Genomic DNA, 14,763 nt, shown 5'->3' with positions numbered 1-14,763 from the left:
ATAAGAGACAGCCACGGGCGCGGACACGCGGGGTGTGCTCGCCGGAGCGGGCCTGACGGAGGCCGAACTCGACAGTCTGACCAGGCGAGGAGTGATCTCTTGACCGACACCGAGCCGACCGGCACCAGCCCGACCCACACCGAGCGGACCGACACCACGCTGCCCGGCGTCACCCTGTCCTACCCGCCCGTCGATGCCGGTGCCGTGCTCGCCGGGGCCGCGCGGCACTTCCCGGACCGGGTCGCCGTGCGCGACGGTGCGCGGACCCTGACCTTCGCCCAACTCCACGAGCGGGCCCTGCGGTTCGCCCGCGGACTGCACGAGCACGGCATCGCGCCCGGCGACACGGTGCTGCTGCTCGTCCCCAACTGCCTCTGGTTCCCGGTGAGTTACTGGGGTGCGCTGTACGCCGGATGTGTGGTCAGCCCCGCCAACCCCGCGCTGCCGCCCGCCGCGCTCGCCGCGCAGCTCACCGACTCGGGGGCGCGCGCGGTCGTCGCCCACCCCGCGTCGCTCGCCTCGGCGTACGCGGCGGACGCGGCGGTCCCGCACCTCACCGTCGCCGTACCCGCCGGCGAAGAAGCGCCGCCCGCACCCGAGGGGCGGACCGTGGTGGACGCCGGTTCGCTGCTTCGGCACGGGGTCGCGGAGCGTGCGGTGCGCCGCCCGGACGACCTGGCGCACCTCGCGTACACGGGCGGAACCACCGGCCGTTCCAAGGCAGTTCGGGTGCTGCACCGCAATCTGCTCGCCAATGTCGCGCAGGTCGCCTGGGCCCGCGGGGCCGCCCGTACCGTGGTCGTCGACGGGGTGCTCGGCGCCGAGCAGGACAAGGAGCGGGCCACCGCGCGGCACCACGCGCCCGGCACCGCGACCACCCTGTCGGTGGCACCGCTGTTCCACGCGATGGGCCTGGTCGGGCTCGTCGGCAACACCCTGGTCGGTACGACGGTGGTGCTCTGCACCCGCTTCGACCCGGAGCGTTTCCTCGCGGACGCGGCCGAGCACGAGGTGTCCTGGCTGAACGGCTCCCCCGCGATGTACCGCTCGCTGCTCGCCGCGCCGTCGGCCGCCGGGTGCCGTCTGGAGTCCGTCACCAACGTCGTCTCGGGCGCCGCGCCCATCGACCCGGAGACGGTACGGCGGCTCGGCGCGATGTTCCCCAACGCGCTGATCACCGAGGGATACGGGCTGACCGAGGCGACCATGGGCCTCACCCTGCACCCGGTCGACGACGCGGCCGGCACCCCGCCCGGTTCCGTCGGACTCCCCGTACCGGACACGGAGTTGTCGATCCGCGACCTGCTCGACCCCGAGCGGGAACTGCCGCCAGGCGAGACCGGCGAAGTCTGGGCGCGCGGGCCGCAGATCACCGACGGGTACCACGGCAAGGTCGACCTGACGGCCGATCAGTTCCGGGACGGCTGGCTGCGTACCGGCGACGTCGGGCACCTCGACGAGCGCGGCTTCCTGTTCCTGTCTGGACGGGCCAAGGACATGCTCATCTACAAGGGGTACAACGTCTATCCGCTGCCTCTGGAGGATCTGCTCGCCGGGCATCCCGCGGTCGCGGCGGCGGCCGTGATCGGGGTGCCGCACCCGGAGGCGGGCGAGATCCCGGCCGCGTACGTGGTGCTGCGCCCGGCGGCCACGGCGAGCGCGGAGGAGCTGATGGCGTACGTGGCGGACCGGGTCGCCCCGTACCAGCGGGTGCGGGAGCTGCACTTCGTGGCCGCGCTTCCGGTGTCGGCGGCGGGGAAGATCCTGAAGACCGAACTGCGCGCCCAGCGAGCCGAGTTGGGCACCACTTCGACTGGCACTTCGACGAGCACGGGAGGAACCCGATGAGGATCGGCATGATGCTGAGCTACAGCGGCGGTTTCAAGGAGACCGTCGACGCACTCGGCGACTACGAGAAGGCCGGCCTCGACATCGTCTTCGTCCCGGAGGCCTATTCCTACGACGCGATCAGCCAGCTCGGCTTCATCGCGGCCCGTACGGAACGTGTGCAGATCGCCTCCGGCATCCTGCAGATCTACACCCGTACGCCCAGCCTGACCGCGATGACCGCGGCCGGTCTCGACTATGTGTCCGGGGGCCGTTTCACCCTGGGTATCGGCGCGTCCGGGCCGCAGGTCATCGAGGGCTTCCACGGTGTGCCGTACGACGCTCCGCTGGCCCGTACCCGTGAGCTCGTCTCGATCTGCCGGCAGGTGTGGCGCCGCGAGAAGGTGGTCCACGAGGGCCGCCACTACCAGATCCCGCTTCCGGCCGACCGGGGCACGGGACTCGGCAAGCCGCTGAAACTGATCAACCATCCGGTGCGCGACCGCATCCCGGTCGTGCTCGCCTCGCTCGGCCCGAAGAACGTGGCGATGACCGCCGAGATCGCCGAGGGCTGGCTGCCGATCTTCTTCCACCCCGGCAAGGCGGCCGAGGTGTGGGGCCCGGCCCTGGCCGAGGGCACGGCCCGGCGCGACCCGGCGCTCGGCCCGCTGGACGTCGTGGCCCAGGCGCCGTTGGCCATCGGCGAGGACGTGGACGAGCTGATCGACCTGGCCCGGCCCCAACTCGCCCTGTACATCGGCGGGATGGGCGCCCGCGGCCGCAACTTCTACAACGACCTCGTGTGCCGCTACGGCTACGAGGCGGAGGCGGCGAAGATCCAGGACCTGTACCTGGCCGGCCACAAGGAGGAGGCCGCGGCCGCGATCCCCGACGGACTGCTCCGCGAACTCTCCCTGATCGGCCCGGACTCGTACGTGGCCGAACGCGTCGAGCGGTACCGTGCGGCGGGCGTCACCACACTCAAGGTGAACCCGGTGTCACCGGATCCGGCACGACGGCTGCGGGACCTGGAACGGGTCAAGGTCATGACTGCGTAGGGAGCAGGGCGAGATGACGACAGAGGACCGCCTGGTCCACGGCTGCATGGGGCTCGGCGGGAGCTGGGACCGGGAGCCGTACGGGGCCGCGGACATCGCCCACGCGCACGCGGTCGTGGAGGCCGCGCTCGACGGCGGGATCACCGCCTTCGACCACGCCGACATCTACCGGCACGGCAAGGCGGAGGCGGTCTTCGGTGAAGTCCTCGCCCGCGCACCGGAGTTGAGGGCCCGGATCACGCTGCAGACCAAGTGCGGGATCCGGCTCGCGGAGGGTGACCGGCCGGGCCGCTACGACCTGCGGGGCGGCAGCATCGTACGGCGGGTGGAGGAGAGCCTGACCCGGCTGCGTACGGACCATGTCGACACCCTGCTGCTGCACCGGCCCGACCCGCTCGCCGATCCGGAGGACGTCGCCGAGGCGCTGACCTCGCTGCACCGGCAGGGTCTGGTGCGGCGGTTCGGCGTGTCCAACATGAGCGCCGCACAGCTCGCCCGGCTCCAGGCTCCGCTTGAACTGCCCCTGGCAGTCGACCAGTTGGAGATGAGTCTGCACCGCAGGGACTGGCTGGAGACCGAGGTCCTGGTCAACACCCCGCAGGCGGCAGGGCTCGGCTTCCCCGCGGGCACCCTGGAGTTCTGCCGGGCCAACTCCGTACAGGTGCAGGCCTGGGGCGCGCTGGCCCAGGGACGGTACACGGGCCGCCCCGAGACCGCGGCCGACCGTACGACCGCCCGCCTCGTCCACGCGCTCGCGGAGCGCAAGGGCACCACCCCGGAGACGATCGTGCTGTGGTGGCTACGACGGCACCCGGCGGGGATCGTGCCGGTCATCGGCACGAGCGACCCGGCCCGCGTCCGCGCCTGCCACGACGCGACACAGGACCCCCGGCTCTCCCACGAGGAGTGGTACGAGCTGTGGATCAGCGCTCGGGGGGCGGCGCTTCCCTAGGCCGCGTCCGTAAAGTCTCGCTTGCTCCCGCCGCCGTAAGGGCGCAGGGTGGAGGCAAGGCCGAGAACAGCACATCGTGGCCAGGTTCTGGCGCCTGCGCGCACCCGGCCCGTATCCGCACGCATCGACGTGCCACGGGCGTTCCGCGCCGCGTACGAGCGCCGCCGCCCGGCCGTGCGGGCCGTACAAGCCACCACAGCGATCAGGGAGACACCACATGCCCGCAGGATCGAACGCGAAGCGGGAGCGACAGTACGAGCACATCAAGGAGAGCGCCGAGCGGCGCGGGGCGTCCAAGGGGCGGGCCGAGGAGCTCGCCGCGCGCACCGTCAACAAGGAACGCGCCCGCGCCGGGGAGTCCCGCACCGCGAGCCGCACCTCGACGAAGGACCCGAAGTCCGCACCCGAGCGGGGCGGGCAGCGCTCACATTCGGGCGCCGAGGGGCCGACCAAGGACCAGCTGTACGCGGAGGCCCAGCGGAAGCACATCGAGGGCCGATCCACCATGAACAAAGGGGAGTTGCGCCGGGCGTTGGGCTACTGACACCGGTGACGTCGAACGGAACGGAACAGCGCCGCGTACGCGCGGGAGAGGAGCCGGAAGCACCATGGGAAACCAGGCGGAAATCCTCCGGGCCAAGCTCGCCCGGATCAAGGCCGCGAAGAAGAACGCGGACGGGGCCGCCCTCGGCCTCGACCGGCTGAAGGAAGAGGGGCGGCACGAGTCCGAGGCGGCACGCCGGGCCGAGGCGGCGGCGAAGGAGGCCCGCCGGGACTCCCGGCGCCGCTGACACGTACCGCTCCACCGACCGAAGGGAGCCGACCCGCAATGGCGGCGACCAACGATTCCGGGCGGCGGAACACGCCCGCGCCCGTGCCCCACGACCCCCAGGACCAGCAGGCCGAACCCGGCGCCGGCACCCCCGACCACTGGGACGTACCGACCCCGCCGGCCGACGACCCCGACGCACCGCACGAGGACGTGCCGGACACCGACGAGGCGGGCACCGGCCGCCGGGGCGAACCCGCCGCCCCGCCGGGACCGCACCCCGAACCGCAGGAGCCGTCGGGCTGACCCCAGGGCTGCACCCAGGGCCGAGCCGCTGCCGTCAGGCGCGGCAGCGCAGCATCTCGAGCGGCGGGTTGGCGTTGTAGTCCGCCCAGTGCTCCGCGCCGAACTCGCGCAGGCCTGCCTCGGACACCGGGATCGGCACCCACGTCACATCGCTGAACCCGGCCGCCTTGAGGCAGGTCTCGTAGACGTCGCGGCGCGGGCGGTTGGCGACGAAGGAGACCGGCGGGTCGAGCAGTGCCGTGGTCCGCACCTGCGGGCCGGTCTCGCCCCCGGCGCCGGTGAGTTCACTGCGGAAGCCGTACTTCTCCGGCTGCGGCCCCTCGAAGCGGAAGTCGGGCGACTGGTTGAGCGCGAACAGCTCACCGCCGGGCTTCAGGGCGCTGTGGATGGTGCGGCACATCCGCTCCGTGGTGGCGATGTCCGGCGCGTAGTTGAAGAGTTGCACCGCGAGGACGATGTCGAAGTGCCGCTCCTGGGGCCGCAGTTCGGACACGTCGCCCACCTCGTAGCGCACACCGAGCGGGTCGCGGGTCTCCAACTCCTTGGCCACGGCGACCATTTCACCGGAGATGTCGACGCCGAGCACCTCCGTGGCGCCGCGCCGCTTGAACTCCCGGCTGTAGAAACCGGTACCGGAGGCCAGATCGAGGACCGACTTGCCGCTCACGTCCCCGACCATGCCGAGGAAGCCGGGCACCACCGCGTACTGCTCAAGCGGCAGCGCCTTGAACCCCTCGTACGCCTCGCCGATCTCGTCGTACTGCTGCGCACTCATGTGCGTCCTCCCCTGTACCCGGTCATGTCGTCGAGCGCGGCGCCCCCCGCACTCGGGGCGGGCCGCGGTCTCTGGCGGTGCAGTCTTCCCGTACGCCGCCGGACATCCGTACTGGCAGAAGGCACAAAGATCACGACCTTGTCCGGGCGGGCGCCACAAGGGAGTTGACCAGCGCGGGCGCGCGTGACGAGGTCCTTGCCGAGGTCCGGAGAGGCACTGGAGTGCCGGAGTGGCGGATCATGTCCCGCGCCACCCGCCCCGTTGAATGTGACTGGCATCACAGTTCCCTGTGCGCCATCCTCAGGTCATCATATGACGCGATCCCCGCACGGAATCTGTGCCGGGATGTGCCCCGGACAGCACGGTCGGGGCGCCGTACAGCGAGACGAGGGTTGGGCATGAACGACCAGGCAAGGCCGGAGCGACCGCGCGTGGGCGTGGTGGGCCTCGGGGCCATGGGGCTAGGCATGGCGCGCAGCCTCCGGGCCGCGGGCTTCGATGTCGGCGTCCACGATCTGCGCCCCGAGGTGGCCGCGGCCTTCGCCGACGAGGGCGGCACCGCCTACGCCTCGGCGGGTGAGCTGGCCGCCGCGGTCGACGTACTGGTCGGTGTCGTGGTGAACGCGGCGCAGGTCGAGTCGGTGCTGTTCGGCGCCGACGGGGCGGCCGAGCGGCTGCGTCCGGGCTCGGTCTACGTGATGTGCTCGACGGCCGACCCGGACTGGTCCGCCGCCCTTGAGAAGCGCCTCGCCGAGCGCGGGGTCCGGTACCTGGACGCCCCCATCTCGGGTGGCGCCGCACGCGCCGCCAGTGGCGAGCTGACCATGATGACCTCGGGCGCCGCCGCCGCGTACGCGGTCGCGGACCCGGTGCTCGACGCCATGAGCGCCACGGTCTACCGGCTCGGCGACGAGGCCGGTATCGGCTCCAAGGTGAAGATCGTCAACCAGCTGCTCGCGGGTGTGCACATCGCCGCCGCCGCCGAGGCGATGGCCTTGGGGCTCAAGGCGGGCGTGCCCGCCGATGCGCTGTACGAGGTGATCACGCACAGCGCGGGCAACTCCTGGATGTTCGAGAACCGGATGGCACACGTGCTCGCCGGGGACTACACGCCGCTGTCCGCCGTCGACATCTTCGTCAAGGACCTGGGGCTCGTCCTCGACGCGGCCCGGCCGGAGAAGTTCCCGCTGCCGCTGGCCGCCACCGCCCACCAGATGTTCCTGCAGGCCTCCGCCTCAGGCCTTGGCGGCGAGGACGACAGCGCGGTCATCAAGATCTTCCCCGGCATCGAACTGCCCGAGCCGAGTCGGTCGACCGAGCCGGTCGAGTTGTCCGGGCCGAGCCGAGCGTCCGGGCCGAGCCAGTCGGCCGAGCCGACGGAGGAGAGCTGACATGGGGATCCGGCTCGGCTGTATCGCCGACGACTTCACCGGCGCGACCGACCTCGCCAACAACCTGGTGCGCGCGGGCATGCGCGTGGTCCAGCTGATCGGCGTACCGCACCCCGGCGCCCCGGCACCGGCCGACGCGGACGCCGTGGTCATCGCGCTCAAGTCCCGTACCGAGCCGGCGGCCGAGGCCGTCGACTCCTCGCTGCGGGCGCTCAGTTGGCTGCGGTCGGCGGGTGCCGAACAGATCTACTTCAAGTACTGCTCGACCTTCGACTCCACTCCGGACGGCAACATCGGGCCCGTCACCGAGGCCCTGATGGACGCCCTCGGCACCGACTTCACCGTGGCCACCCCGGCGTTCCCCGACAACGGCAGGACCGTTTTCAAGGGTCATCTCTTCGTCGGCGACACCCTGTTGAGCGACAGCGGGATGCGCCACCACCCGCTGACCCCGATGACCGACTCCAACCTGGTGTCGGTGCTCGGCGCGCAGTCCACCCGGCCGGTCGGGCTCATCGACCACACCGTGGTCGCGGCCGGGCCCGACGCGATCCGGGACCGGATCGCGGAGTTGCGCAAGGACGGGGTCGGCGCCGCGATCGTCGACGCCGTCTCCAACGACGACCTCGTACGGCTCGGGGCCGCGGTGCGCGAACTGCCGCTGGTGACCGCCGGTTCGGGGCTCGCCATCGGGCTGCCCGCGAACTGGGGCCTGCGGCCGTCCCGCGCCGCGGACCGGCTGCCGCCCGCGGGCGGGCACGCGGCCGTGGTCTCCGGCTCGGTGTCCACCGCCACCAACGGCCAGGTCCAGGAGTTCCTGCGCACCGGCCGGCCGGCGTTCAGCGTCGACCCGCTGCGGATCGCGGCCGGTGCGGACGTGGCCGCGCAGGCCCTCGCGTTCGCCGCCGCGCACCTCGCCGAAGGACCCGTACTCGTGTACTCGACCGAGGCGCCCGGCGCGGTCAAGGACGTACAGGGCAGGCTCGGGGCCGCCGAGGCCGGGGAGCTCGTCGAGCGGACCCTCGCCCGCGTCGCCCAGGGCCTGGTCGGGCTCGGGGTGCGCCGGCTCGTCGTCGCCGGGGGCGAGACCTCCGGCGCGGTGGTCCAGGCGCTCGGCCTCACCGGCCTGCGCATCGGCCCGCAGATCGACCCCGGGGTGCCGTGGTGCGCAGCCGCGCTGCCCGACGGCGACACCCTCCACATCACCCTGAAGTCCGGCAACTTCGGCGGCCCCGACTTCTTCACGGCGTCCTTCGCCCACCTCACCGGGGGCGGCCGTCAGGAAGGGGAGTCCGTATGACCTCGCTCCCGGGCCCCGCCGTGGACGCCGCCCGTGCCGAGATCGTGCGGGTGGGCACCAGCCTCTTCGCCCGCGGGTACGTGCACGCCAGCGCCGGCAACATCAGCGCGCGGGCCGACGACGCCCACCTGATCACCCCGACCGACGCCGCCCTCGGCTTCCTCGACCCGGAGCGCCTCGCCCTGGTCGACGCCGACGGCACGCAGGTCGGCGGTGACCGGGCCAGCAAGACGCTCACCCTGCACCGGCGGATCTACGCGGCCGACCCCACGGCACGGTTCGTCATCCACACGCACTCCACGCACCTGGTCGCGCTCACCCTGGCCGGGGTGTGGAGCCAGGACGACGTGCTCCCGCCGATCACCCCGTACTACGTGATGAAGGTCGGGCACGTCCCGCTCGTCCCGTACCACCGGCCCGGCGACCCGCGCGTGGCCGACCTGGTGACCGGGCACATCGCCGCCCGGTCCGCCGCCGGCACCCCCATCAGGGCGGTACTGCTCGACCGGCTCGGCCCCGTCGTCTGGGGTCCCGACGCCGCGTCCGCCCTGGCCGTACTCGAAGAACTCGAGGAAACGGCCCGCCTCTGGCTCCTGACCGACCGTCGCCCCGAGCCGCTCCCCGCTCCCGCCCTCGACGAGCTGAAGGCCACGTTCGGCGCCTCCTGGTGACCGACCGCCGACCTGATCCGGCCTGATCCGAACGACAGGCCCAGGCGGCGACCCGCACTCCTGCCCGAGAATCCCCCGAGCCGCACGAAGGATTCCGCATGCCCACGTCCACTGCGACGGCCGAGGCTCCCGACCTCGCCCGTGAGAACGCCGTGTTCCGCAAGGTCGTTCTCCGTATCGTCCCGTTCCTGGTCCTCTGCTACGTCTTCTCGTACCTGGACCGCGTCAACGTCGGCTTCGCCAAGCTGCAGATGTCCGACGACCTCGGCCTGAGCGAGGCCGCGTACGGCCTCGGCGCCGGTCTGTTCTTCATCGGCTACTTCCTCTTCGAGGTGCCGTCGAACCTGATGCTGCAGCGCATCGGCGCACGGACCTGGATCGCCCGCATCATGATCACCTGGGGTCTGGTCTCCGGGGCGTTCATGTTCGTCAGCAGCGAGACCTGGTTCTACGTCCTGCGCTTCCTGCTCGGAGCCGCCGAGGCCGGGTTCTACCCGGGTGTGATCCTCTACTGCACCTACTGGTTCCCCTCGCACCGCAGGGCCCGCGTCATCGCGATGTTCATGTCGGCGATCCCGGTGGCCGGCATCTTCGGCAACCCGCTGTCCGGCTGGATCATGGACCACTTCGACGGGAAGAACGGCTGGCACGGCTGGCAGTGGATGTTCCTGCTCGAAGCCATCCCGGCGATCCTCATCGGTGTGGCCACGCTGTTCTACCTCGACAACGGCGTCCGCGCCGCCAAGTGGCTCTCCGACGACGAGAAGGACATCGTCGAGGCGGCGCTCGCCAAGGACACCGCGCACCAGAAGCACGGCGGCGCCTGGGACGGCTTCAAGGACCCCAAGGTGTGGCTGATGTGCCTCATCTACTTCTGCTTCGTGATGGGCCAGTACGCCCTGACGTTCTGGATGCCCACCTTCGTCAAGTCCACCGGCATCGACGACACGTTCACCATCGGCGTGCTCAGCGCCGTGCCGTTCCTGGCCGCGCTCGTCGCCATGAACCTCTTCGGCCGCTCCGCGGACAAGCGCCGCGAACGCCGCTGGCACCTCGTCATCCCGAGCCTCATGGGCGCCGTCGGCTTCTCCCTCGCCGCCGGCTGGAGCGGGTCCACGACGCTGTCCCTCGTCGCGCTGTCCTTCGCCGCGGCCGGTGTGCTGACCTGCGCCCCGCTGTTCTGGTCGCTGCCCACCGCGTTCCTCGGCGGCACCGCGGCGGCGGCCGGTCTCGCCGTCATCAACTCGGTCGGCAACCTGGCCGGGTTCGTCAGCCCGTACATGATCGGCGCGCTGAAGGACGCCACCGGATCGGCCGCGATACCCATGTACGTACTGGCCCTCAGCCTCGTCGTCGGCGCGGCCGCGGTCCTCACCACCAAGAAGCAGGTCGTGAACCGATGACCGCTTCCACCGCTTCCGGTCCGACCACAGGAGCACGCCATGCCTAGGTTCGCCGCGAACCTGTCCATGCTGTACACCGAGCACGACTTCCCCGACCGCTTCGCCGCCGCCGCGGCGGACGGCTTCGAGGGCGTCGAGTACCTCTTCCCGTACGCCTACGAGGCCGCCGGACTGCGCCGCCTGCTCGACTCGCACGGCCTGCGCCAGGTGCTGTTCAACGCGCCGCCCGGCGACTGGGACGCCGGCGAGCGTGGCCTCACCTCGCTGCCCGGCCGCGAGGCCGAGGCGCGCGCCGGGGTCGAGCGGGCCCTGGAGTACGCGGCGGCGCTCGGCTGCGGCCAGGTCCACCTGATGGCCGGTCTCGTACCCGAGGACGCGACGCCCGAGCTGCGGGCGCGGCACCGTGAGACGTACCTCGCCAACCTGGCGTGGGCGGCCGAGCGGGCCGCGGCCGCGGGCGTCGACCTGCTGATCGAGCCCATCAACGGCCGTGACATGCCGGGCTACTTCCTGCACCGGCAGGCCGAGGCGCACGCCGTCGTACGGGAGGTGGGCGCCGCCAACCTGAAGGTGCAACTCGACCTGTACCACTGCCAGATCGTGGAGGGCGACCTCACCGCGACGCTCCGCCGTGACCTGCCCACCGGGCGCGTCGCCCACCTGCAGATCGCGGGCGTCCCGGACCGGCACGAGCCCGACGAGGGCGAGCTGAATCTCCGTCATCTGATGGGCGTCGTCGACGAGTTGGGCTACGACGGCTGGGTCGGCTGCGAGTACCACCCCCGCGCCGGTACGAGCGAAGGGCTCGGCTGGCTCAAGCACTACCGAGGAGCGAGCGCATGAGGATCGTCATCACGGGTGGCTTCGGCTTCCTCGGCCGGCAGGTCGCCCAGGCCCTGCTAGAGCGGCGCACCCTGTGCGGCAGGACCGTCGAACGCCTCGTCCTGGCCGACCTGTTCGTGCCGGAGGACTCGCCACTGGCCGCCGACCCCCTGGTGGAGGTCGTCCAGGGTGACCTGCGCGAGCGCCTCGACGCGGCCTTCGCGGAGCCCGTGGACGTGCTGATCCACCTGGCGTCCGCGGTGTCCGCCGAGTGCGAGGCCGACTTCGACCTCGGCATGGCCGCCAACCTGGACACCACCCGCGCCGTCCTGGAGGCCGCCCGCGCCCAGCACGCCGCCGGGGGCCCGCCGGTCCGCCTGGTGTTCTCCAGCAGCGTCGCCGTGTACGGCAGCGACGCCGCGCTGCCGCTGCCGCCCGTGGTCAGCGAGTCGACGCTGCCCACGCCGCGCTCCAGCTACGGCACCCAGAAGCGGGTCTGCGAGCAGCTCGTCGCCGAGTACACCCGGCGGGGCTTCCTCGACGGGCGGGTGGCCCGCCTGATGACCGTGTCGGTGCGCCCCGGCAAGCCCAACGCGGCCGCCTCCGGCTTCCTCTCCGGGATCGTCCGCGAACCGCTCGCGGGCCTCCCTGCCGTCTGCCCGGTCAGCCCTGACCTGCGGGTCGCCCTGGCCTCGCCGCGGCGCACCGTCGAGGGCATCCTGCGGATCGCGGCGGCCGAGCGCGGCAGCGGGCCAGGCCTGCTCGACGGCGATCTGCCGGTCAACCTGCCCGCACTCACGGTGACGGTCGCCGAGATGCTCGACACGCTGCGCCGCGTCGCCGGGGACGCGGTCGCGGACCTGGTGACGGTCGCGCCCGACCCGGCCGTGGAGGCCATCGTGGGCTCCTGGCCCGCCGCGTTCGACAACGCGCGCGCCGCCTCGCTCGGCCTCACCGCCGACGAGGACTTCGAATCGGTCGTGCGGGCGTACGTCGAGGACCACCCCGCGGCGGTCGCCGCGGGTGCCCTGCCCACGGCCGGTCCGGTCGGGGCCTGACGGATAGACTGGCGCACATGTTCTCCAAGGTGAGTGGGCCCGTACGACTCGCGGACCGGGTTGCCGCGATCCTCTCGGAGGAGATCGAGTCCGGCCGTCTCGCCGCGGGCGACAAGCTGCCGACCGAGGTCGAGTTGGTGAAGCAGCTGGGCGTCAGCCGCACGGTGATCCGTGAGGCGGTGTCCCGGCTGCGCAGCGCGGGCCTGGTCGAACCCCGGCAGGGCCGCGGCGTGTTCGTGATGCCCCGGCGCACCCGCCCCCTCGACCTGGAGGCCGAGGCGTCCGGTACGAAGGCGAAGGTGCTGCAGATCGCCGAGGTGCGCCGCGGCATGGAGGGCGAGGCCGCGTCGCTCGCCGCGACCCGTGCCACCCCGGCCGACATCGAGCGGATGCGGCAGGCCCTGACCGCGATCGACGAGGCGGTCGCGGCGGGCGGTGACGGGGTGGACGAGGACCTGGCGTTCCACCGCTCGATCGCCGAGTCCACGGGCAATCCGGTGATGGTCTCGACGGTGCGCTATCTCGGCGAGGTGCTGCGCAGCGGCATCCGGGTCACGCGGGCCAACGAGGCGCGGCGCGGTGACTTCATCGAGGCGGTCCGGGACGAGCACCACGAGATCCTCGCCGCGATCGAGTCCGGCGACGCGCGGGCGGCGCGGTCCGCGGTGCGCCGCCATATGAAGCACGCCGCGTCCCGGCTGCAGGACGCGGACGACGGGTTCTGGACGGAGACGGACGATGTCGACGTGGATCCGGAGAAGGGGTCCTGAGACCGGGTCGCCGGTGTTGTGTGCGGAAGGGGGACGGACCGTTCAGGTCCGTCCCCCTTCCGCATGTCAGCAGCTCACGGCCGGGGTGCCCGTGCGGTGACGAGGAGTCCGGCGAGCGCGGCGGCGAGCAGGGTGAGTCCCGCCGCGGTCCAGAACGCGGCCGAATACCCGTACAGGGTCGCCTGGTTGGCGCGCTGCGCCGACTCGACCAGCGTGGCGGGAAGCTGTCCGGTGTGGATCAGGGCACCCGTCGGGCCCACCTGGTCCCAGAACTCCGGGATCCCCTTGGTCTCGCTGAGCCGCCCGGACGCCACCGCGTAGATGATCCCGCCGAGGATCGGCGCCACAGCCGCGCTGCCCAGTTGCTGTGCCGCGCAGCCGGCCGCCGCCGTCCCGCCCGCGTCGTGCGGGGCGGTGCCGCCGGTCGCCGTGGCGAGCAGCGGTACGAAAGCGACGCCGAGCCCGGCGCCGGCAAGGACGAGGCCGGGGATGGCGATGGTGAAGTACGAGGCGCCGGTCGGGAAGCCGGTCAGGAGCGCCAGGCCGAGCGCCGCGAGGAGCAGTCCCGGCACGATCAACAGGCGGGGTGCGTACCGGTGTTGGAGGCGTGCCGAGACAAGGAGCGCACCAGCGGCGGCGGCGAGCGCGAAGGGCAACAGGTGGACGCCGGCGGTGACCGGCGGGTAGCCCCACACGACCTGCAGGAACCCGGCCAGGTACTGCCACACCACGAGCGAGCCCGCGCCCGCGAGGAGCAGGGCGAGGAGGGCGCCCGCACGGTTGCGGTCCCGTAGGACGTACAGCGGGAGGAGCCCGCCGTCCGCCTTGGCCCGCAGGGCCACGAAGGCGATGAGCAGGACCAGGCCGATGCCGGCGAACACCGGCGGCGGCACCACGCGGTCGAAGGCGAACAGCGCCCCCGGATCGCCGAGCCGGACCAGGCCGTAGGCGAGCACGATGAGTCCGGTGGTGCCGAGGAGCAGGCCCGGTACGTCGGTGCGGGCGGGGACGCGGACCGGTTGGTCGGGCACGATCGCGCCCGCGCTGATCGCCAGGACCGCGGCGAGCACGGCGAGGACGAGCAGGCACACCCGCCAGCTGAGGGCCTCCGCGATGCCGCCGCCCATGAGCAGGCCGACGGCGGTGCCCCCGAGGGCGACCGTGGCGTACAGGCCGAAAGCCGTGCCGCGTTCCCTCGGGGCGGTGAACGCGCTGGTGACGTACGCGAGTCCGGCCGTCGAGAGGAGTGCGGCGGACGCGCCCTGGCCGAGTTGGGCGAGGACGAGCATCAGGCTGGAGCCGGCGAAGCCCGCGACGGCGACGGTCAGGGCGAATCCGGCGAGGCCGGTCACCAGCGTCCGTCTGCGGCCGATGCGATCCGCCAGGTGTCCGCCGACGAGGAGCAGCCCGCCGAACCCCACGGCGTACCCCATGCCGAGCGCGCGCAGCGAGTAGCCGGCGAGGCCCAGGTCGGCGACGAGCGTGGGCAGCAGGACGGCGGTGGTGCCCGTGCCCACGGCGACGAGGAGTTGCGCCAGTACGGCCACGACGAGCCCCGCCCACCGCTTGGGGTGCGTGTCCCACGGCGGTTCGGCGCGGGCCGTCGGCGTGTATCCGGGCGGCGGGGGCGGGAACACCTGGTCCTGCACAGAGGGCGGGGT

The 14,763-nt window shown here is 72.5% G+C and carries 15 protein-coding genes; 13 read left to right on the top strand and 2 right to left on the bottom strand.

The window, feature by feature from the left end; genetic code table 11:
* The first annotated feature begins 99 nt into the window (after positions 1–99).
* The 6 genes from GUY60_RS21725 (at position 100) to GUY60_RS21700 (ending at position 4,912) form a co-directional block, all read left to right on the top strand.
* Complete coding sequence (locus GUY60_RS21725) at positions 100–1,848, top strand: class I adenylate-forming enzyme family protein (protein WP_246235427.1); 1,749 nt, start codon at positions 100–102, stop codon at positions 1,846–1,848.
* Complete coding sequence (locus tag GUY60_RS21720; protein WP_161700375.1) at positions 1,845–2,885, top strand: LLM class F420-dependent oxidoreductase; 1,041 nt, start codon at positions 1,845–1,847, stop codon at positions 2,883–2,885. Before GUY60_RS21725 ends, GUY60_RS21720 begins: the two co-directional genes overlap by 4 nt.
* 13 nt (positions 2,886–2,898) lie before the next feature.
* On the top strand, positions 2,899–3,837 hold the full coding sequence (locus GUY60_RS21715; RefSeq protein ID WP_246235426.1) for an aldo/keto reductase: 939 nt from the start codon (positions 2,899–2,901) through the stop codon (positions 3,835–3,837).
* Positions 3,838–4,054: 217 nt separating this feature from the next.
* Positions 4,055–4,381 carry a plasmid stabilization protein gene (locus GUY60_RS21710; RefSeq protein WP_161700373.1) on the top strand — a complete coding sequence of 109 codons (327 nt, stop codon included), beginning with the start codon at positions 4,055–4,057 and terminating at the stop codon, positions 4,379–4,381.
* 64 nt (positions 4,382–4,445) lie between these two features.
* Positions 4,446–4,628 carry a hypothetical protein gene (locus GUY60_RS21705; protein WP_161700371.1) on the top strand — a complete coding sequence of 61 codons (183 nt, stop codon included), beginning with the start codon at positions 4,446–4,448 and terminating at the stop codon, positions 4,626–4,628.
* A 38-nt stretch (positions 4,629–4,666) separates the two neighbouring features.
* Positions 4,667–4,912 (top strand): hypothetical protein, encoded by a 246-nt coding sequence (locus GUY60_RS21700; protein WP_161700369.1) that lies wholly within the window; start codon positions 4,667–4,669, stop codon positions 4,910–4,912.
* Positions 4,913–4,946: 34 nt separating this feature from the next.
* Here GUY60_RS21700 and GUY60_RS21695 read toward each other — a convergent pair whose 3' ends face one another.
* Positions 4,947–5,687 carry a class I SAM-dependent methyltransferase gene (locus tag GUY60_RS21695; protein ID WP_161700366.1) on the bottom strand — a complete coding sequence of 247 codons (741 nt, stop codon included), beginning with the start codon at positions 5,685–5,687 and terminating at the stop codon, positions 4,947–4,949.
* Positions 5,688–5,926: 239 nt separating this feature from the next.
* On the opposite strand from GUY60_RS21695, the gene ltnD reads away from it, so the two are divergent.
* The 7 genes from ltnD (at position 5,927) to GUY60_RS21660 (ending at position 13,102) form a co-directional block, all read left to right on the top strand.
* On the top strand, positions 5,927–7,078 hold the full coding sequence (gene ltnD / locus GUY60_RS21690) for an L-threonate dehydrogenase (RefSeq protein WP_161700364.1): 1,152 nt from the start codon (positions 5,927–5,929) through the stop codon (positions 7,076–7,078).
* 1 nt (position 7,079) lies between these two features.
* Positions 7,080–8,378: a 3-oxo-tetronate kinase gene (gene otnK / locus GUY60_RS21685; protein ID WP_161700362.1), complete on the top strand. Its 1,299-nt coding sequence runs from the start codon at positions 7,080–7,082 to the stop codon at positions 8,376–8,378.
* A complete protein-coding gene (locus GUY60_RS21680) occupies positions 8,375–9,049 on the top strand; it encodes a class II aldolase/adducin family protein (protein ID WP_161700360.1) in 675 nt (224 codons plus the stop codon). The genes otnK and GUY60_RS21680 overlap by 4 nt, the downstream gene beginning before the upstream one ends.
* 98 nt (positions 9,050–9,147) lie before the next feature.
* The gene (locus tag GUY60_RS21675; RefSeq protein ID WP_161700358.1) at positions 9,148–10,452 is read left to right on the top strand and encodes an MFS transporter; all 1,305 of its coding nucleotides are present in this window, start codon (positions 9,148–9,150) and stop codon (positions 10,450–10,452) included.
* Positions 10,453–10,491: 39 nt separating this feature from the next.
* The gene (gene otnI / locus GUY60_RS21670; RefSeq protein ID WP_161700356.1) at positions 10,492–11,295 is read left to right on the top strand and encodes a 2-oxo-tetronate isomerase; all 804 of its coding nucleotides are present in this window, start codon (positions 10,492–10,494) and stop codon (positions 11,293–11,295) included.
* A complete protein-coding gene (denD, locus tag GUY60_RS21665) occupies positions 11,292–12,332 on the top strand; it encodes a D-erythronate dehydrogenase (RefSeq protein ID WP_161700354.1) in 1,041 nt (346 codons plus the stop codon). Before otnI ends, denD begins: the two co-directional genes overlap by 4 nt.
* Before the next feature lie 17 nt (positions 12,333–12,349).
* Positions 12,350–13,102: a FadR/GntR family transcriptional regulator gene (locus GUY60_RS21660; protein ID WP_161700352.1), complete on the top strand. Its 753-nt coding sequence runs from the start codon at positions 12,350–12,352 to the stop codon at positions 13,100–13,102.
* 74 nt (positions 13,103–13,176) lie between these two features.
* Here GUY60_RS21660 and GUY60_RS21655 read toward each other — a convergent pair.
* Positions 13,177–14,763 (bottom strand): MFS transporter (locus GUY60_RS21655; RefSeq protein ID WP_161700350.1); only part of this gene is annotated, 1,587 nt, incomplete at its 5' end.

It is taken from the genome of Streptomyces boluensis (assembly GCF_009908195.1).
Taxonomy (GTDB): Bacteria; Actinomycetota; Actinomycetes; order Streptomycetales; family Streptomycetaceae; genus Streptomyces; species Streptomyces boluensis.
This window is presented reverse-complemented; position numbering and strand designations above follow the sequence as displayed.

Bases quoted from the DNA above. Each gene is read 5' to 3' on its own strand.
- GUY60_RS21720 (WP_161700375.1), top strand. From the start codon at position 1,845: ATGAGGATCGGCATGATGCTGAGCTACAGCGGCGGTTTCAAGGAGACC.
- GUY60_RS21715 (WP_246235426.1), top strand. From the start codon at position 2,899: ATGACGACAGAGGACCGCCTGGTCCACGGCTGCATGGGGCTCGGCGGG.
- GUY60_RS21710 (WP_161700373.1), top strand. From the start codon at position 4,055: ATGCCCGCAGGATCGAACGCGAAGCGGGAGCGACAGTACGAGCACATC.
- GUY60_RS21705 (WP_161700371.1), top strand. From the start codon at position 4,446: ATGGGAAACCAGGCGGAAATCCTCCGGGCCAAGCTCGCCCGGATCAAG.
- GUY60_RS21700 (WP_161700369.1), top strand. From the start codon at position 4,667: ATGGCGGCGACCAACGATTCCGGGCGGCGGAACACGCCCGCGCCCGTG.
- GUY60_RS21695 (WP_161700366.1), bottom strand. From the start codon at position 5,687: ATGAGTGCGCAGCAGTACGACGAGATCGGCGAGGCGTACGAGGGGTTC.
- ltnD (WP_161700364.1), top strand. From the start codon at position 5,927: ATGTCCCGCGCCACCCGCCCCGTTGAATGTGACTGGCATCACAGTTCC.
- otnK (WP_161700362.1), top strand. From the start codon at position 7,080: ATGGGGATCCGGCTCGGCTGTATCGCCGACGACTTCACCGGCGCGACC.
- GUY60_RS21680 (WP_161700360.1), top strand. From the start codon at position 8,375: ATGACCTCGCTCCCGGGCCCCGCCGTGGACGCCGCCCGTGCCGAGATC.
- GUY60_RS21675 (WP_161700358.1), top strand. From the start codon at position 9,148: ATGCCCACGTCCACTGCGACGGCCGAGGCTCCCGACCTCGCCCGTGAG.
- otnI (WP_161700356.1), top strand. From the start codon at position 10,492: ATGCCTAGGTTCGCCGCGAACCTGTCCATGCTGTACACCGAGCACGAC.
- denD (WP_161700354.1), top strand. From the start codon at position 11,292: ATGAGGATCGTCATCACGGGTGGCTTCGGCTTCCTCGGCCGGCAGGTC.
- GUY60_RS21660 (WP_161700352.1), top strand. From the start codon at position 12,350: ATGTTCTCCAAGGTGAGTGGGCCCGTACGACTCGCGGACCGGGTTGCC.